Source organism: Streptomyces sp. NBC_00523, assembly GCF_036346615.1.
GTDB lineage: Bacteria > Actinomycetota > Actinomycetes > Streptomycetales > Streptomycetaceae > Streptomyces.
Genome location: NZ_CP107836.1, coordinates 2,627,537 through 2,643,970, shown reverse-complemented (window position 1 = coordinate 2,643,970; position 16,434 = coordinate 2,627,537). Strand labels below are relative to the sequence as shown.

At 71.7% G+C, this 16,434-nt stretch carries 17 protein-coding genes; 9 read left to right on the top strand and 8 right to left on the bottom strand.

From position 1 onward, the window contains the following. Window positions 1–23: 23 nt before the first annotated feature. Window positions 24–401, bottom strand: coding sequence for a hypothetical protein (locus OHS17_RS11875; protein ID WP_330312136.1), 378 nt, complete (start codon window positions 399–401; stop codon window positions 24–26). 604 nt (window positions 402–1,005) lie between these two features. On the opposite strand from OHS17_RS11875, the gene OHS17_RS11870 reads away from it, so the two are divergent. From OHS17_RS11870 to OHS17_RS11860, 3 genes are read left to right on the top strand one after another with little or no spacing between them, the layout of a single operon-like run. After that, window positions 1,006–3,105, top strand: coding sequence for a helix-turn-helix domain-containing protein (locus OHS17_RS11870; RefSeq protein WP_330315230.1), 2,100 nt, complete (start codon window positions 1,006–1,008; stop codon window positions 3,103–3,105). Further along, complete coding sequence (locus tag OHS17_RS11865) at window positions 3,102–4,094, top strand: hypothetical protein (RefSeq protein ID WP_330312135.1); 993 nt, start codon at window positions 3,102–3,104, stop codon at window positions 4,092–4,094. Before OHS17_RS11870 ends, OHS17_RS11865 begins: the two co-directional genes overlap by 4 nt. Beyond that, window positions 4,091–4,981 carry a DUF6339 family protein gene (locus OHS17_RS11860; protein ID WP_330312134.1) on the top strand — a complete coding sequence of 297 codons (891 nt, stop codon included), beginning with the start codon at window positions 4,091–4,093 and terminating at the stop codon, window positions 4,979–4,981. Before OHS17_RS11865 ends, OHS17_RS11860 begins: the two co-directional genes overlap by 4 nt. Before the next feature lie 18 nt (window positions 4,982–4,999). On the opposite strand, the gene OHS17_RS11855 is transcribed toward OHS17_RS11860, so the two are convergent. The 5 genes from OHS17_RS11855 to OHS17_RS11835 all read right to left on the bottom strand — a co-directional run bounded on the left by OHS17_RS11855 (window position 5,000) and on the right by OHS17_RS11835 (window position 9,324). Next, the gene (locus OHS17_RS11855; protein WP_330312133.1) at window positions 5,000–6,268 is read right to left on the bottom strand and encodes a DNA cytosine methyltransferase; all 1,269 of its coding nucleotides are present in this window, start codon (window positions 6,266–6,268) and stop codon (window positions 5,000–5,002) included. 34 nt (window positions 6,269–6,302) lie between these two features. Beyond that, window positions 6,303–7,259 carry a DNA cytosine methyltransferase gene (locus OHS17_RS11850; protein WP_330312132.1) on the bottom strand — a complete coding sequence of 319 codons (957 nt, stop codon included), beginning with the start codon at window positions 7,257–7,259 and terminating at the stop codon, window positions 6,303–6,305. Then, a complete protein-coding gene (locus tag OHS17_RS11845; RefSeq protein WP_330312131.1) occupies window positions 7,256–7,708 on the bottom strand; it encodes a very short patch repair endonuclease in 453 nt (150 codons plus the stop codon). The genes OHS17_RS11850 and OHS17_RS11845 overlap by 4 nt, the downstream gene beginning before the upstream one ends. A gap of 14 nt (window positions 7,709–7,722) precedes the next feature. Beyond that, the gene (locus tag OHS17_RS11840) at window positions 7,723–8,238 is read right to left on the bottom strand and encodes a GNAT family N-acetyltransferase (protein WP_330312130.1); all 516 of its coding nucleotides are present in this window, start codon (window positions 8,236–8,238) and stop codon (window positions 7,723–7,725) included. A gap of 81 nt (window positions 8,239–8,319) precedes the next feature. Continuing rightward, window positions 8,320–9,324 carry an SEC-C domain-containing protein gene (locus OHS17_RS11835; RefSeq protein WP_330312129.1) on the bottom strand — a complete coding sequence of 335 codons (1,005 nt, stop codon included), beginning with the start codon at window positions 9,322–9,324 and terminating at the stop codon, window positions 8,320–8,322. A gap of 166 nt (window positions 9,325–9,490) precedes the next feature. Here OHS17_RS11835 and OHS17_RS11830 point away from each other — a divergent pair, with 166 nt between their 5' ends. From OHS17_RS11830 to OHS17_RS11810, 5 genes are all read left to right on the top strand, one after another. Further along, window positions 9,491–9,649, top strand: a complete 159-nt coding sequence (locus tag OHS17_RS11830; protein WP_330315229.1) for a DUF3311 domain-containing protein — start codon at window positions 9,491–9,493, stop codon at window positions 9,647–9,649. Beyond that, window positions 9,646–11,148, top strand: coding sequence for a sodium:solute symporter family protein (locus OHS17_RS11825; RefSeq protein ID WP_330312128.1), 1,503 nt, complete (start codon window positions 9,646–9,648; stop codon window positions 11,146–11,148). Before OHS17_RS11830 ends, OHS17_RS11825 begins: the two co-directional genes overlap by 4 nt. A 66-nt stretch (window positions 11,149–11,214) precedes the next feature. Continuing rightward, a complete protein-coding gene (locus tag OHS17_RS11820) occupies window positions 11,215–11,550 on the top strand; it encodes a DUF6412 domain-containing protein (RefSeq protein ID WP_161211217.1) in 336 nt (111 codons plus the stop codon). A 102-nt stretch (window positions 11,551–11,652) separates the two neighbouring features. Then, window positions 11,653–12,423 (top strand): YidC/Oxa1 family membrane protein insertase, encoded by a 771-nt coding sequence (locus tag OHS17_RS11815; RefSeq protein WP_330312127.1) that lies wholly within the window; start codon window positions 11,653–11,655, stop codon window positions 12,421–12,423. A 134-nt stretch (window positions 12,424–12,557) separates the two neighbouring features. After that, window positions 12,558–13,418 (top strand): fumarylacetoacetate hydrolase family protein, encoded by an 861-nt coding sequence (locus tag OHS17_RS11810; protein WP_330312126.1) that lies wholly within the window; start codon window positions 12,558–12,560, stop codon window positions 13,416–13,418. Between the two features lie 74 nt (window positions 13,419–13,492). Here OHS17_RS11810 and OHS17_RS11805 read toward each other — a convergent pair whose 3' ends face one another. Beyond that, entirely contained in the window at window positions 13,493–13,972 is a 480-nt protein-coding gene (locus OHS17_RS11805; RefSeq protein ID WP_018105680.1) for a heme-degrading domain-containing protein, read from the bottom strand. Continuing rightward, on the bottom strand, window positions 13,969–15,081 hold the full coding sequence (locus OHS17_RS11800; RefSeq protein WP_330312125.1) for a Gfo/Idh/MocA family oxidoreductase: 1,113 nt from the start codon (window positions 15,079–15,081) through the stop codon (window positions 13,969–13,971). Before OHS17_RS11800 ends, OHS17_RS11805 begins: the two co-directional genes overlap by 4 nt. On the opposite strand from OHS17_RS11800, the gene OHS17_RS11795 reads away from it, so the two are divergent. Next, window positions 15,080–16,252, top strand: coding sequence for an ROK family transcriptional regulator (locus tag OHS17_RS11795; protein WP_330312124.1), 1,173 nt, complete (start codon window positions 15,080–15,082; stop codon window positions 16,250–16,252). The two genes, OHS17_RS11800 and OHS17_RS11795, sit on opposite strands and share 2 nt — an antisense overlap. Window positions 16,253–16,434 lie beyond the last annotated feature (182 nt).

The following is a 16,434-nucleotide window of genomic DNA, read 5'->3' as shown; positions in this document are numbered from 1 at the left end:
CGGGCGTCCGACGAGTAGCCCGGTCAGTCCAGTTCGATGACGAGGACGAGGACGATGGTGCGACGACGGGGAGCGGGCCCCCGGCGCCGGGGCGGACGCCGGGTGTCGCTCCGGTTCGACGGGTGCGTCAGGGACACCCGGACACGGCGGCGGCGCGAACGAGAGGACCCACGGCGACGGCCGCGCGGTTCACCACCGCGCGGGGACTCCTCCTGGTCGGGACCGGACGTGCGGGCGGCGTCCCGCCGTGCGCGGGCGGCGCGGAGGGCCTCGATGCGGGGACGCGTCGTGCCGATGGCATCGAGGAAGTCGGACTGCTGTTCCGGGCCCTCGATGGAGTCGTACCGGTCGACGAGGTGGAAGTCGTCGTCGGGGTCGTTGTCGTTCGCGCTCGAACTCATGATGGCGTGTGCCCTCTTTTGCGAGAATTGTGCGGAGTGATTGGTGCCGGGTTCAGGGAATGCCGGTGGCGCACGTGCAGAGGGCTGAATACACGGAATGCATGGAATGCGATGTGTGAATTCAGCAGGCGAAAGGTTTCTTTGGGCGAGTGGGCCCGGATGGGGTCCCGGAGGAGTGGAGTGGGAGAAGAGAACCGCATTTCTCGGGTGAGAGCAAGGGGCTCCGCAAACTTCTTGAATCCCTGTGCACCGACGTGTGATGGCGTCAGGACACAGCAAACAAGGCACCTGGATAAGCGTGCTTTCCGAGTCCGGGTAGGGCTCCGCCTCGAATATCCCATTGATCGAGGGAGAATGCAAGGGCCGAATGGGCGCTCGCAAATGGGGGTAATTCGGACCAAGGGGGCGAATGGTCCGAACGGGGGCATCGGTTAAATTCTTGAACCTTGTGACGCATTTGGATCGATGGAAGTGATGAACCTTCCGGGCGTCCCCGCCGGGTGTCAAATTTGGTTGTCGGGCCTGCTTGACGTGTCAAATTTCGTTGTACGGTGGTCCCCATGGTTGTGAGCGCGACTGAGGAGTGGTGACGTTGGACAGCGGCATGGACTTCGGTCCCTGGCTCGCCCGACAGCTGAAGCAGTCGGGGCTGAGCCAGGCCGATCTCGGTGAACGCATCGGCATGACACGGGCCGCCGTGTCCGCGTGGATCACCGGACGGGCCACGCCCCGCGAGGAGACCATCACCAAGATCGCGGAAGCCCTCGGCACCGACCTGGGCACCATCCACACCCGCACCGCGGACACCTTGTCCGGCCGCCCCGTCACCTGGTACCACCGCCCGGGATACGCCGACGGTGGCCGCGACTTCGGCAACGCGGCCGCGTTCGCCTTCGAGGCCGACGTCGAGGTGCTGGCGCGCGAGGCGACGCAGAACAGCCTCGACGAGCGGCTCGACCGCGACCAGCCGGTCCGCGTGCGCTACACGCTGCACGAGTTGACCGGCGAGACCCTGGCCCGGTTCCGCGAGGAGATCCGCTGGGACGAACTGCTGCCCCACTACCGGGCAGCGGCGGCTCAGGACCAGAAGGTCGGCCGCGTCATCGCCGCGGGGATGCGCGACATGTACGAGCACGACCGCCTTGTCCTCCTGCGCGTCGACGACTACAACGCCTCGGGTCTGACCGGTGACGACTACGAGACCGGTCGATTCGCGGCCGTGGTCCGTCGGCAGCTCGACAGTCACAAGACGGGAAGCGGCGCGGGCGGTTCGTACGGTCTGGGGAAGGCGACACTCTGGGCGACGAGCCGCCTCGGCCTCGTCCTCATCAACTCCACCCTCTCCGAGCCCCACGAGGGACGCACGCAGCGCCGCCTCATCGGCCGGCTGGAACTTCCCTGGCGCGAAGTGGGCGACGCCCGCTGGGCGGGCCCGGCCTGGTTCGGGCGCCCCGATCCGGATGCCACCGACTCGAACGTGGCCCGTTCGTGGTGGGCCGACGAGGACAAGGTCGAGCGGCTCCATCTCACCCGCGAGAGCGACGAACCGGGCACATCGTTCCTGATCGTGGGCGCCCACGACGTGGCGAGTCTCGTCGACCCCGACGCCGAGAAGAACGGCGGCGAGGACGACGAGAGCGTGACACGGATGCACAAGCGGCTCGTCCAGGCGCTCGGTCGGAACTTCTGGGCGGCGATGACCGTGGGCGAGACGCGGCATCCTCTCCTGGAGGCGTCCGTGAGGACCTTGCGCAACGGCGCAGAGATCATCGCGGAGGAGCGGGTCGACGCCCGCACCGAACAGCCGGCACGCACCCGGGCGCTCCAGGCGTTCCTCGACGGGACGACCGTGGAACGTCTCACCGAGTCCGGCCAGGTGGCCATGAGGACCGTGACGTTGGAGGTGCCCGCCCCCGCCGGGGGCAGGGGGAAGACCGAGCACAGTGCCGTCCTTCTCGTGACGGAGGGGGACGACGCCACCAAGTCGAACCACCTGGTCATGATGCGGGGCAACCGCATGACCGTGCGGACGGCCCGGGTGAGGGATCTGCCGCTGGGGACCAACCCCTTCCAGGCGGTCCTCCTCGCGGGCCACGCCGCCGGCGACGAAGCCCCCGGCGCCGACGAGGCGGAGGACTTCCTCCGGACCTCCGAGCCGCCCGAGCACAACAAGTGGGGGCAGACGGAGGAGCTGCGCATGCGGTACTCGCCCTCGGCATGGCGACGGATCACCGCACTCACCGCCGACGCGAACCGGGCCGTACGCGAACTGGTCGTCGCGCCCCGGAAGAAGCGGGCGGGCGGGGCCGGACAACTGCGCAAGAACCTGACCATCGGCGGCAAGCGGCCACCCCGTCCCACCGGCCCCACCGTGCTGCCGACGCTGGACGATCTCGTGGCGACCGTCGACGTCGACGGAGCCTGGTGCGTCACCGGCGAGGTGAAGGTTCCCACCGGTGGGGATTCCTTCCTGCTGAGCCCGGTGGCCAAGCTCGACGTGCGTTCGGGACCGCGCCCGGTCCTGGCCTGGTCGGAGCTCGTAGCTGTTCACAACTGCGAAGTGGTGGACGGTGCGCTGCACTTCGCGCCGCACGCGCGAAGGGCGACGTTCAAGGCGAGGACCGACGTCTCCACACACCCCGTGAGCGCCGTGTTCACCGGTCTGATCGTCGAACTCGCCACCGACCGGGGAGGCCGGGCATGAGGGGATATCCGTACGAACGGCTGGCCGGCTCGGTGACCTTCCGGGTGACCGCGGTGGAACTGCGCGGCCCCGGGGAGATCCGGGAACCGCTCGACACCCGGGCGTTCTCCACCGTCGAGCAGGTGGTGGCCCTGGGGTTGGCCGAGCGGGACGACTGGGAGACGGCACGACTGACACTCACCGCGGTGATTCCCGGACGCGCGAGCGCCCCCGACGGGCCGTGGACCGACATCCGGGTCGCGGTCGTGCTCACCGAGGGGGCCACCAACGCGCGCACCACAGTGTGCCTGGAGCCCGGTGCGGAGGGCGGGCGCGAATGGGCCGGACACCTCGACCTGTGGCGGGACGACCATCTCGACCGCGCGACGATGACCGCCCATGTGATCGCCACGGTCGGCGGGGTGCGGGGCCGCGTGATCGCCGCGTCGGACAGGGACTGGATCGTCGATCTGAAGTCCGACGTCCCGCTCCGCGAGCGGGAGCTGGAGGTCGCCCAGGTCGGATTCCGGGAGGGCCCCGAGTGGCTGCGCGCCTTCGGGGACATGCCGTGGACCGTCGACACCTCCGGAGAGGTGCCCACCGTCCATGTGAACACCGACTTCGAGGGCATGGCCGATCTCATCGAGGGCCACGGCACGGCGACCGAGAGTCTGGTCCGGGACCTCCTGCACGCCCAGATGTGCACGGACGTGTGGACGGCCGTGTTCCACACCGCCATCGGTGATCTGGAGGTGGAGGAGGACGGTACGCCGCTCTTCCCCCAGGACTGGCGGGGCGAGGTGCTGCGCGAGATGCTCCCCGATGTCGTGCCCGGCCGGCCGTTGGAGGACGCGCTCCGCGTGGTCCACACCGGCAGGACCGGATCGTCGGGATGGACCGAACTTCAGCCGCTCATCCACTACGCGGCCACGCGCAGGGCGGATGTCCCCAAGGTGCTGACCGCGACCATCCGTGGCCTCGACCGACTCGACAGGGAGACCGACTCGTGACCAGCAAGCCCAGTCATCTCCCCGAGCGTCTGGCGTACCTCGCGGATCTCAACGCAGCCCGCTACCTCACCGAAGGCCTGCTCACCGGCAAGGAGGACGTCCCCGCGATCGCGCTCAACAAGGTCGCCGAACCCCTGCCGGGTGACGCGTTCCGGGGCACACTCCAGCCGGTGCGCGATCTGGTCGACGACGCCCTGCACGAGTTCGGTGAGGGGAAGCCCACCGCCGCCGATGCCTGGCTGGCGCCCCGTCTCCACGCGACCTTGCGGCTCACGCGCCGCGAGGCGTCCGACCGCGGCCTCTGGAACTACCTGGCCCTGGGAGTCGCGCCCGACTATGTCGTATGGCGGCATACCACGGAGCCCCGCAAGGGAGAACCGCCGAGGGTCGCGGCGACGCGATTCCGCGGGGCGCCCTACACGCAGGCGTTCGCCCGGCTGTGGTGGGCGGCGGAACTGTTCAGGAACGGTCCCGACTACGGCCCCGTCGAGGTGGCCTGCACGCACCAGGACGTCCTCAACACGGCCCTGCGGCTCGCCGTGATCGACCACCGTCCCACGGCGCGGGCGTTGATCGGACTGATCGAGCGGGGAACCGTGCGCACCGGTCGCGAGATCAACGCCCTGGTCCAGGCGGTCAACGCGTCCGCCGCCACACTCATGTACGACGTGCTGGCACCGGACGTGGAACGCGACGGCCGGCCGTCGTCGGAGTGGATCGCCGCCGCCGAATGGGCCATGGCCGTGCCGCGCAGGACGCTTCCGATCGGGCCCGACGAGGAGAAGGCACCGGAGGAATCGGTGGCCGCTCTCGTGGAGCACTTCGCGGAGTTGTTCGCGGGAGCCCCCGTACGCGGAAAGAAGGCCGAGGGTGAGGAGGCGGAGTAACGGGCCCGGGGCCCCGCGTCAGGGGCCTTCGGCCGTGTCCTCCGAGGATGTGGACGGCGGCTTCCACTCAGCGAGCTGCGTGAACCACTCGTCCCTCGGTGCCTCACGCAACAGAGCGAAGCTCAGGACGTGCAGGGAGAGGCGCGGGGGTACGGCGTTGCCGATCTGCTGGGCCACGTCGGTGGACCGCCACGGATACCGGGCGGGGAACGACTGGAGGAGTCCGCCCTCCTCGAAGGACAACCGGTCCAGTTCCTCGCCGACCTCCTTCTCGCCCGACTCGTTCTCCTTCAGGAGGAAGAGCCGGTTCCGACGGAACTTTCCGGTGATCGTCGCGGCCGGCTCCTCCGAGGTGCGGCGGCCCCGGTTCTTCGGGTCGCCGCCGGAACCGTAGTTGGAGACCAGGACGAAGTCGCGGGGCCGGGTGGCCGCCAGGGCGGCGCCGATCGACACCCAACCGTCCTTCTCCGACTTCCGAGGCTCCGGCTCCCGGGACGGATCCGACTCCTGGGAGGCGAACAGGCCCTGCTGTGCGGTGGGCGGTTCCTCGCGGAGGGGCGCCGGGGGCGCGGCAGACAGCCCACCCTTGCGGTAGGGCTGGTGGGTCTTATCGGGAAAGTCCGGCTTCCTGCTCGTTTTCTCCGGGTCCCACTGGGCGATCAGCACCGCCCGCCGGCGCGTCTGCGGGACGCCGTAGCGCTCGGCCTGCAGTACGTGGGCATCGGCCGCGTAACCGATGCCCCTGAGCAACTCGGCGTAGTGCCTCCACACGGGGAGCACGGTGGGGACCTGTTCGAGGACCACAACCTCGTACGGCCGACGGCGTTCGAGCTTCGCCTCCATGATCCAACGCAGCGGTTGGAGGACGAACCCCGTACGTGCGTCGGACATGGCGTCGGTCTCGGCCTTGACCGCCTTCCACGCCTTCCGGAAGGAGGCGAGGTCCCGGGGGGTGGTCAGACACCTGGCGAGCCGCTTCACGTCGTCCAGGGCCTTGTGGCCCTCGCGCTTTCCCGCCACGGAGAACGACTGGCACGGCGGTCCGCCGGTGAGCACGTTGGCGTCCGCGACTTGGGGATCGCACGGCCCCAGCGCGGCGACGTCCTTCTCGGTGGTGGTGCGCAGACCGGCCGCGGCGCGCGTCGCACGGGTCGGGTCGTCCCACTCGACCCCGATGCTCTCCACCCCCATGATCGCGGCGGCGATGTCGATGCCGCCCGGACCTGCGAAGAGATCCACGATGCGGAAATGCGCAGGGGAGGGCGAGGGGTGGTGCGGGGCGGTCATGGTAGGGCAGTCTAGCCGGCCGGCTCGGAGACGTTCATCCACTCAGCGCCTCCGCGACAGCGAGACCCAGCGCCTTCCCCACAGGTGGCGGGGAGGCGTGTCCGATCTGGCGGTACCGAGCGGTCTTCCTTCCGGAGAAGAGCCAATCGGCCGGGAAGTCCTGCAACAGCGCGGTCTGGGCGTCCGTGAGCTTGATCAGGTCCGAACGGCCGTCGTCCTCGGGACCTGGGACGGTGTCGGCCAGTGCTCCGCCGTTGACCCCCATCCGTGCCCAGGCCGCCTTCGTGCCGGAGGGCCCCAGATCGGCGCCCCCTCGATTGTCGGAGCCGCCGACGAGCGTCGGTGCGACGGCGCCCGCCCCGTCCGCCCAGGCGTCGGCGCCCCTCCAGCCACGGGCCGCCATGGATCGTCGCAGGGCCTCACCCGCCGAGGTGTGCGTGGTCACCGTGGGCGGGGGCGGGCGGAAGCGCTTCGCGTACCGTGCCTTGAGGGCGACGAGGACTCCCTGCTTCCGGACCTGCGGCACGCCGAAGTCCGCTGCGTTCAGCACGAACCAGTGCAGCCGATACCCGAGGTGTTCCAGTTCCTCGTGGACGAAGGTGCGGAGGGGCGCGAACGCCGCGGCTTCGACCAGCGCCGGCACGTTCTCGATGATCATGGCGTGCGGCTGGATCGCAGGGGCGAGGAGGACCGTGGCCCGCAGGAGCCGCTCCTCCTCGTCGGTGTCCGCCCTCGTCGCCGTCGCGCTCGATCGGAGGCGGGGGAGTCCGGCGGACAGCAGGTCGACGTCGTAGGTATAGGGGTGCTCGTCGGGGACGAAGTCCAGCAGGTCCATCTCCAGGACCTTCCAGTGCGGTCGGTTCAGGCCCAGGGTCTCGCAGGCCACCGCCTTCCTGTCCAGCAGGAGCACCGGTTCGAACCCGGCCTGCTCCAGCCCGAGCGCCAGCCCGCCGGCCCCCGCGCACACGTCCACGAACCGCAATCCGCTCACAAGCCCTCGTGTCCCCGTCCCGTCCGCCTCTCGGACCGTTCACGATCGACCGTCTCCGCCACCTTCTCCGCGACCTCGACGGGGGTCTGGTGCTCCCAGAAGCGCAGGACCGTCCACCCCTCGGCGACCAGATGTGCTGTCGTCTCGGCGTCGCGCGCCATGTTGCGGTCGAGCTTCTGCCGCCACCACTCGGCGTTCGCCTTCGGACGCGTCGCGTGCTCGGGACAGCCGTGCCAGAAGCAGCCGTCCAGGAACACCGCGACCTTGGCCCGGGTGAAGGCGATGTCGATCGTCCGCCGGGACATGTGGGGCACCCGCTCGTTGAGGCGGTACCGGTAACCGGACGCGTGCAACAGCTTCCGGACCGCCACCTCCGGCGCGGTGTCGCGGCTCGCCTGGCGACTCATGCGGGCGGAGACGGCGGGGGAGGAGGGCTTGGCGGTACTCATCACGGCCAAGTGTCCTATGCCCGGACCTCCGCTGTCGGGGGTTCCGCCCCCAGCACCCGCACAAACGCCACCCCCGCCTCCCCGCTCAGCTCCACCGCCTCGCCCGTCTCCACGAACCCCGTCCGGCCGAGCACCGCACGCGACGCCGTATTCCGCACCGCCGCCCTGGCCCTGAGCGTCGTCAGGCCGTAGCGCGTGCGGCACAGGTCGAAGAGCTGGTGCACCGTGGTCGTCGCCAGGCCGCGGCCCGTGGCCTTTTGCGCGAGGCGGAAGCCGAGTTCGGCGGTGCCGGCGGCGGCGTCCATCAGGTTGAAGCGGCCCAGGATCTCGCCCGAGGAGTTCACCAGGACGTGGAAGTGGCAGGTCCCCGTGGCCTGTTCGGTGAGCAGGGCCTCGTGGCGGGGCGGGTAGTCGGTGAAGAACGCGTCGCCGCGGTCCGGGACCGACGCCGCGAAGAACGCGCGGTTGGCCGTCTCGAAGGCGAGGACGGCCGGGGCGTGGTCGGGGCGCAGTCGCTGGAGTTCGGGCATGGGTGAAGGGTACGGAGCCGGGGCGCGCCCCGGCATCCGTTATTCGCCACCGGGGAAGCCTCAGGCAGCCCCCGTCAGCCCCTACACCCGCCCCCCATGGCACCCCCGGTACGACTCCCCCGACCCGCACCAGCACTCCGCGCTCTTCGCCGGGGGCCACGGCACCGCGCGCCCCCGCGCGGCCAGGGTCGTCGCGTACTGGGGGAGGAGGTCCGGGTCCGCCGGGGACGCGGATTCGGAGGCGGCGAAGGCTTCGTAGGAGGGGACCGTGCCGCGGACGATGCCGAGGTTCGGGGTGCCCGCCGCCTGGAGGTCGCGCAGGGCCGCCTCCAGGCGGGCCAAGTGGTCCGGGTGGGAGGCGTATTCGCTGCCCAGGCTCGGGTACGCCGTGAGGAGTTCGCGGAATTCGGCGGCCGGCCAGTGCAGCACCGCCACCGGGAACGGGCGGGACAACGCCGTGCGGTATGTGCCCAGTTCGGCGCGCAGGCGGGTGATCTCGGCGCGCAGCTCGCCCGGGTCCGACGAGCCGAGCGACCACAGCCGCTTCGGGTCGTGGAGCTCGTCCAGCGGGACAGCCGCCGTGTGCAGGGTGTCCGCCAGCTCGTCCCACGCGTCGTGCGCGACGCCCATCAGGCGGCGGACCCGGTGGCGGCCGGTCAGCAGCGACTGGGTCTGGTACGGGACCTCCTCGCCCGGGGCGATCAGCAGCCGCAGGGCCGTGGAGAAGAGGTCGTGGGCCGCTTCCAGCTCGTCGTGGGCCTCCAGCGTCTCGGCCGCGATCTCCCACGGGGCCGCCTCCTGCGGGGCCGCCACGCGGACGCCGTCGATCAGCGCGCGGGCCTCCGCCTCGTGGCCGTACTCCCACAGGTTCGCGGCGCTGAGCGCCTTCACCAGCTGCGGGTGCTCGGTGCGGGAGTCGCCGAGCAGTTCGTCGTAGAGCGTCGTGGCGCGGGCGCGGTCGCCGCCGAGTTCCAGGTGGGCCGCGGCCTGGAGGAGCAGCGGTTCGTGGTCCTCGGGGTACTGCGCCGCGGTGCGGAGCAGACGCTCGGCTTCGGAGATGTGGTCGGCAGGGGTGTCGGGGCGCATGCACCACACCGTACTGCTGTGCGGGCACGCGACGGGGGCTACTCCGCGGGCCCGGGGGCGTGAGCCCGGTCGCGTGCCGGAGGTGTTGACGACCACCGGCCACGGACCCGCCGCCGACCCTCTAACGTGTCTCCACGTGCTCAGACGACGTCCGCAGTTGTTGTGGTTGCTGGTCCCCTACGTGCTCTACCTCGGGGCGCTGCCGTTCGTGAACCGGGTCCGGCCCGTCGTTCTCGGGCTGCCGTTCCTCTTCTTCTGGCTGCTCGGGGCGACCCTGCTGACCCCCGTCGCCGTATGGATGACCCGGCGGGGTGACCGCCGGTGAACGCCGCCGTCGCGACCTCCGTCTTCGGGGTCTTCATGGTCGCCACCGTCGCCCTGGGGCTGCTCGCCGTACGCGGCACGCGCGGCGGCGGGGGCGGGCTCGCCGAGTGGTCGGTGGGCGGGCGCAGCCTCGGCACCGTCTTCATCTGGGTGCTGATGGCCGGCGAGGGCTACACCAGCTTCAGCTACCTCGGCGCCGCCGGCTGGGGCTACAACTACGGGGCGCCCGTCCTGTACGTCGTCGCGTACATGTCCTGCGGGTACGCCGTCGGCTACGTCGTCGGGCCGATGCTGTGGGCGTACGCGCGCAAGCACGGGCTCGTCGGGATCACCGACATGGTGGCGCACCGCTTCGGGCGGCCCTGGCTCGGCGCGCTCGTCGCCGTCCTGGCGACCGTGTTCCTGCTGCCGTACATCCAGCTTCAGATCACCGGCATGGGCGTCGTCGTCTCCACGATCTCGTACGGCGCCATCAGCCTGAACTGGGCCTACTTCATCGCCTTCGCCGTCACCACCGGCTTCGTCGTGGTCAGCGGGCTGCGCGGCAGCGCCTGGGTGTCCGTACTGAAGGACCTGCTGGTCATCGTCACGCTCGGCTTCCTGGCGATCTACGTGCCCGTGCACTACTTCGACGGCTACGGGCCCTTCCTCGACCGGCTCGTCACCGAGAAGAGCGAGTGGCTGACCTTCCCCGGCCACGGGGACAGCGGCCTCGGACAGGCGTGGTTCATCACCACCTCGTTCCTGAACTCGCTCACCGTCGTGATCTTCCCGACCACCGTCGCCGGCTACCTGGGCGCGAAGAATGCCGACGTGCTCCGCCGCAACGCGATGTGGCTGCCCGCCTACAACGTCCTCCTCTTCGTCCCGATGCTGCTCGGCATGGCGGCGCTGTTCGTCGTGCCGGGGCTGGTCGGCGCCGAGTCCAACCTCGCGCTCTTCGAGCTCGTCACGGACTCGCTGCCCGCCTGGTCCGTCGGCGTCATCGGGGTCGCCGCCGCGCTCTCCTCGATCGTGCCCATGGCCGTGTTCATGCTGGTCATCGGCACGATGTGGGGCCGCAGCGTGCTCTCCCTCGTGCCGCGCTGGGAGCGCCGGCAGAAGGGCGCCGCGCAGCTGGTCGTCGTGGTCGCGGGCGCCCTGGCGCTGCTCCTCACCTACACCGCCCCCAACACCCTCGTTCGCCTCTCGCTCATCTCGTACGAGGGCATGGCGCAGCTGCTCCCCATGGTGCTGCTGGGGCTGATGTGGCGGCGGCTGACCCTGCTCGGGGCGATGTCCGGGCTGGTCGTCGGGGTCGGCGTGGTGTGCGGGTTCGTGTTCACGGAGAACGACCCGGTGTGGGGTGTGAACGCGGGCATCGTCGCCCTCGCCGCCAACCTGGCCGTCGCGCTCGCGGTGACGTACGCGGGGCCGCGCGAGCGCGACGAACGGCCGGACGACGAGGTGCTGGCCCGGGACGAGGTGGAGGCGGACCGGATGGCTGTCAACGTACGTTGACCCGCTCGGCCGGTCGTGTATAACGGATGGACCGACAGGAGCGCATACGGAAGGGAGGCACCGCCCATGGACACCGACGCCATGAGCCGCGTACGCGACGGTCTCTCCCGCGTCCTGCGCCCCGCGGGGCTGCTCCTCTTCCTCCTCACCGAGGTCCTCCTCGCCGAGGGCGGCAGCATCTCCGCCGCCGTCGCGCTCGCCGCCACGGCGGCCGCCGGCACCGCGCTCGTCGCCTGCTCGGTCATCAGCGCCCGCTGCGCCGCCCCGGTGCCCCGCACCCGGGTGCGCACCGCCATGCGCGACCGGGAGAAGCGCACCGCGTTCCTCCCGCAACGGGACCCGGACGCCCAGGGGCGCCGACGCCCCCGAGCACCGGGCCGCGCCCTCCCGACGGCCGCGTAGGGCACACCAGCCTTTCGCAAGGGCACATCAGCCCCTTCGCGGACCCGTCACGCCGAAGCACGTACTCCTCGCTTCCCGCATGACGAGACCCCGGAGGGCTCCATGTCCGCCTTCATGTCCGCTTTCGCCAGCCTGGTCGGCGCTCTCGCCGACCTGCTCCACCCGCTCTTCCAGGGCGCGTCCACCGCCGCCGCGATCGTCCTGTTCACCGCGCTCGTCCGGCTCGCCGTGCACCCGCTCTCGCGGGCCGCCGCCCGCGGGCAGAAGGCGCAGCGCCGGCTCCAGCCGCAGATCGCGGAGCTGCGCAAGAAGCACGGCAAGGACCGCGAGAAGATGCAGAAGGCGCTCATGGAGCTGCACCGCGAGGAGAAGGTCTCGCCGCTCTCCGGCTGCCTGCCGAGCCTGCTCCAGATGCCGGCGTTCTTCCTGCTCTACCACCTCTTCTCCAGCCAGAAGATCGGCGACAAGGCCAACTCGCTCCTGGGTCACCAGCTCTTCGAGGCCCCGCTCGGCGAGCGCTGGCACGACGCCCTGTCGCACGGCGGGATGTTCGGCGCGCAGGGCCTCGTCTACCTGGGCCTCTTCGCGATCGTGGCGGCCGTCGCGACGTTCAACTACGGGCGTACGAAGCGTCAGATGGCCGCCAACCCGGTCACCCCGGCCACCGGCCCCGACGGACAGCCGATGCCCGGCATGGGCGCGATGAACCAGCTCATGCCGCTGATGTCCTTCTTCACCCTCTTCACCGTCGCCTTCGTGCCGCTGGCCGCCGCGCTGTACGTGGTCACCAGCACGACCTGGACCGCCATCGAGCGGGCCTTCCTGTACCGCGACATGACCGTGCCGGGCGCCGCGGTCGCCACGGCCGCCTAACTCCGGCGCGGGGGCGGCCCGGTCCAGGTGGTGAACAGGGTCTTGCGGAGTGATCGGATGTCTTGGAGGATCGGACAAGCCTGCGATGGCCGCTACCCATCCGACGGGCCTGATCCGATCGAGGAGAACGACTCTTGAAGCTGCTTCGTGTGGGTACGGCGGGCGCGGAACGACCGGCGCTGCTGGACGAGGACGGAACCCTGCGTGACCTGTCGGGCGTCGTCCCCGACATCGACAGCGCCCTGTTCGCTGACGAGGACGCGCTCGCCCGGGTGCGGGCCGCCGCGGCCGCGTCCGGCGAACTGCCGGCGCTCGACGCCGAGGGGCTGCGGGTGGGTCCGCCGCTCGCCCGCATCGGCAAGATCGTGTGCATCGGGCTGAACTACCACGACCACGCCACGGAGACCGGGGCGCAGATCCCCGACGAGCCGATCCTGTTCTTCAAGGCCCCGGACACCGTCGTCGGGCCCGAGGACACCGTGCTCGTGCCGCGCGGCAGCGTGAAGACCGACTGGGAGGTCGAGCTCGCCGTCGTCATCGGACGCACCGCGCGCCACCTGGAGACGGCCGAGGAAGGGCTCGCCCACGTCGCCGGGTACGCGGTCGCGCACGACGTCTCCGAGCGCGAGTTCCAGATCGAGCGCGGCGGCACCTGGGACAAGGGCAAGAACTGCGAGACGTTCAACCCGCTGGGCCCCTGGCTGGTCACCGCCGACGAGGTCGCCGACCCGCAGTCCCTCCCGCTGAAGCTCTGGGTCAACGGCGAGCTGAAGCAGGACGGCACCACCGCCGACCAGATCTTCCCGGTCGGCGAGGTCGTCCGCTATCTGAGCCACTTCATGACGCTCTACCCGGGCGACGTCATCAACACCGGCACCCCGGCCGGTGTCGCCATGGGCCAGCCCGAGCCCAAGCCCTACCTGCGGGCCGGTGACGTCGTGGAGCTGGAGATCGACGGACTCGGCCGGCAGCGGCAGGAGCTGAAGGACGCCTAGGGGCGCTCAGGGGCACCCCGATACATCGGAGGGGTGGGGTCCGCGCGTCAGCGGACCCCACCCCTCCGTACGTGTCAGCCGTCGATCCGCGACACGAACTGCTCCAGCGCCTCCACCACCAGCGCGTGGTCCTCCGCCTGCGGCAGCCCCGAGACCGTCACCGAGCCGATGACGCCCGCGCCCTCGACCGCGACCGGGAACGAGCCGCCGTGCGCCGCGTACACGTCCGGGTCCAGCCGGGACGCCTCGTCGAACGTCGTCCCCTTCGCCCGGAACCGCGTCCCCACCAGGTACGAGCTCTCCCCGTACCGCTCGACCACCCGGCGCTTGCGGTCGATCCACGCGTCGTTGTCCGCGCTCGAACCGGGCAGCGCCGCGTGGAACAGCTGCTGCGCCCCGCGCCGGATGTCGATCGCGACCGGGGCGTGCCGCTCCCGGGCCAGCGAGACGAGCAGGGCGCCGAGCGCGTAGGCGTCGTCGTAGCCGAAGTGCGGCAGGGTGAGGCGGCGCTCCTGGGCGATCAGCTCGGAGATGGTCGGAGCGGTGGGGTTCATACGGGCTGCTCCTCGGTTGCGTGGGCGGAGGCGCCGGTGGGCCGCAGGGTGACGGTGATCCCCTCGCGGGCCGAGCGGCGGGCCGCCTCCAGGACGTCCAGGGTTTCGGTGGCCTGAAGAGCGGTCACCGGATTGTCGCCCGTCCCGCGCAGCGCGTCGCTGACCGCCGCGTAGTACGCCGGGTAGTCGCCCGGGAGCGTGCGGACCGGGGTGCCGCCGCCCGTGAGCGGGGACTCACCCGCGCCGAGCCGGCCCCACAGCTCTTCGGGCTCCTCGCCCCACGGCCCGCCGTCGGTCGGCCGGGCGCCCTCGCGCAGGGCGGCCTCCTGGGGGTCGAGGCCGTACTTCACGAAGCCCGCGCTCGACCCGAGCACCCGGAAGCGGGGCCCGAGCTGGGCCGTCGTGGCGCTCACGTACAGGTGCGAGCGGACCCCGGAGGCGTGGGTGATCGCGACGAACGTGTCGTCGTCGGCAGCCGCGCCCGGGCGCCGCAGGTCCGACTCGGCGTACACCTGGGCCGCCGGGCCGAACAGGGTCAGCGCCTGGTCGACGACATGGCTGCCCAGGTCGTACAGCAGCCCGCCGATCTCCTGCGGGTCGCCGGACTCGCGCCAGCCGCCCTTCAGCTGCGGGCGCCACCGCTCGTAACGCGACTCGAAGCGCTGTACCTCGCCCAGCGCGCCGTCCGCGAGGAGCGCGCGCAGGGTGAGGAAGTCGTTGTCCCAACGCCGGTTCTGGAAGACCGAGAGCAGCAGTCCGCGCTCCTCGGCCAGCGCCGCCAGTTCCCGTGCCTCGGCCGCCGTGCCCGCGACCGGCTTGTCCACGACCACCGGAAGTCCGGCCTCCAGGGCCGCCCGCGCCAGCGGTACGTGGGTCTTGTTCGGCGACGCGATGACGATCAGGTCGAGCTCGTCGGCCCGCTGCCACAGCTCGTCGGGGGAGCCGGCGAAGCGGACGTCCGGGTAGGCGGCGCGGGCCTGGGCGCGGCGCTCCTCGTCGCGGGTGACGACCGTGTCGAGGACGAGCCCTTCGGTGGCGGTGATCAGCGGGGCGTGGAAGACGGACCCCGCCAGGCCGTAGCCGACGAGTCCGACGCGCAAGGTGGTCATGGGCCTACTTTGGCAACGCTGTTGCCAAAGTGCAAGCGCGGGCCACAATGGTTCCGTGAACAGGAGCAACACCGGCGCGAACCTTCCCGCCCTGCGCAGCCACAACGCGGCCCTCGTCCTCGACCTGCTGCGGGTGGCCGGCGAGCGCGGCATCAGCAGGCTCGAACTCGCCGAGCGCACCGGGCTCACCCCGCAGGCCGTCAGCAAGATCACCGCCCGGCTGCGCGCCGAGGGCCTGGCCGCCGAGGCGGGCCGCCGCGCCTCCACGGGCGGCAAGCCCCGGACCGTGCTCCGGCTGGTCCCCGAGGCCGGGTACGCGGTGGGGCTGCACCTGGACCGCGACGGGCTGGCCGTGGTGCGCGTGGACCTCGCTGGCGTCGTCGCCGAGAGCCGTACGGCTCCGCTGGACTTCGGGGCCCCGGCGGACGAGGTGCTGAAGGCCGCCGCAGGGGCGGTCGCCGCCGTACGGGGGGACGGGGCGCTGCCGGTGCTCGGGGTGGGCGTCGCCGTCCCGGGACCGCTGGACCACCGGGGCGGGGTGCTGCACCGCGTCACGGGGTTCCCGCAGTGGGACGGCTACCCGCTGCGCGACGCGCTCGCCGCCCGGACCGGGCTGCCCGTGGTCCTCGACAAGGACACCAACGCCGCCGCCCTCGGCCTGGCCCTCGGCGCGGACGGCCCCGCCGACTTCGCGTACCTCCACCTCGGCACCGGCCTCGGCGCCGGGCTCGTCCTCGGCGGCGCGGTGCACCGGGGGGAGCGGACCGGGGCGGGCGAGTTCGGGCACCAGACCGTGCAGCTGGACGGGATCCGGTGCGGCTGCGGCGGACGCGGCTGCCTGGAGGCGCTGTGCCTGGCCGCCGTCGGCCGGGGCGACGCGGCCGAGGCGGCCAGGGTGCTCGGGACCGGCGCCGCCAACCTCGTCGGGCTCCTCGACATCGACCGCGTGGTCCTGGGCGGCCGCACGGTCGCCGCCGACCCGGACACGTACGTACGCGGGGTGCGCGCGGTCCTGGACGAACGCTCCCGCCGCGACGGGGTGCGGGGCACCCCGATCCCGGTCACCGCCCACCGCGAGGGCGACCGCCCGGTCGCGGAGGGCGCGGCGCAGCTGGTGCTGGGCCCGCTGTTCGGCCGCGTGGACCCGGCGGGGGCGCCTGCGGCGGGCTGAGCCAGGGCGCGCACCGGCGCCCCCTCCGCCGTCCGGGCGCACCCGCACCCCCTCCGGGCGGCCCCCCGGCACGCCTGCGGCGGACCCTCGCGCGCGCGTGGCAACCTCGGCCACCCCGAGGGACCCCGAGCCGCGCCGCACGCGGCGCCCCGTCCCGACCGGCCCTTGCCGTACGAAGTGGA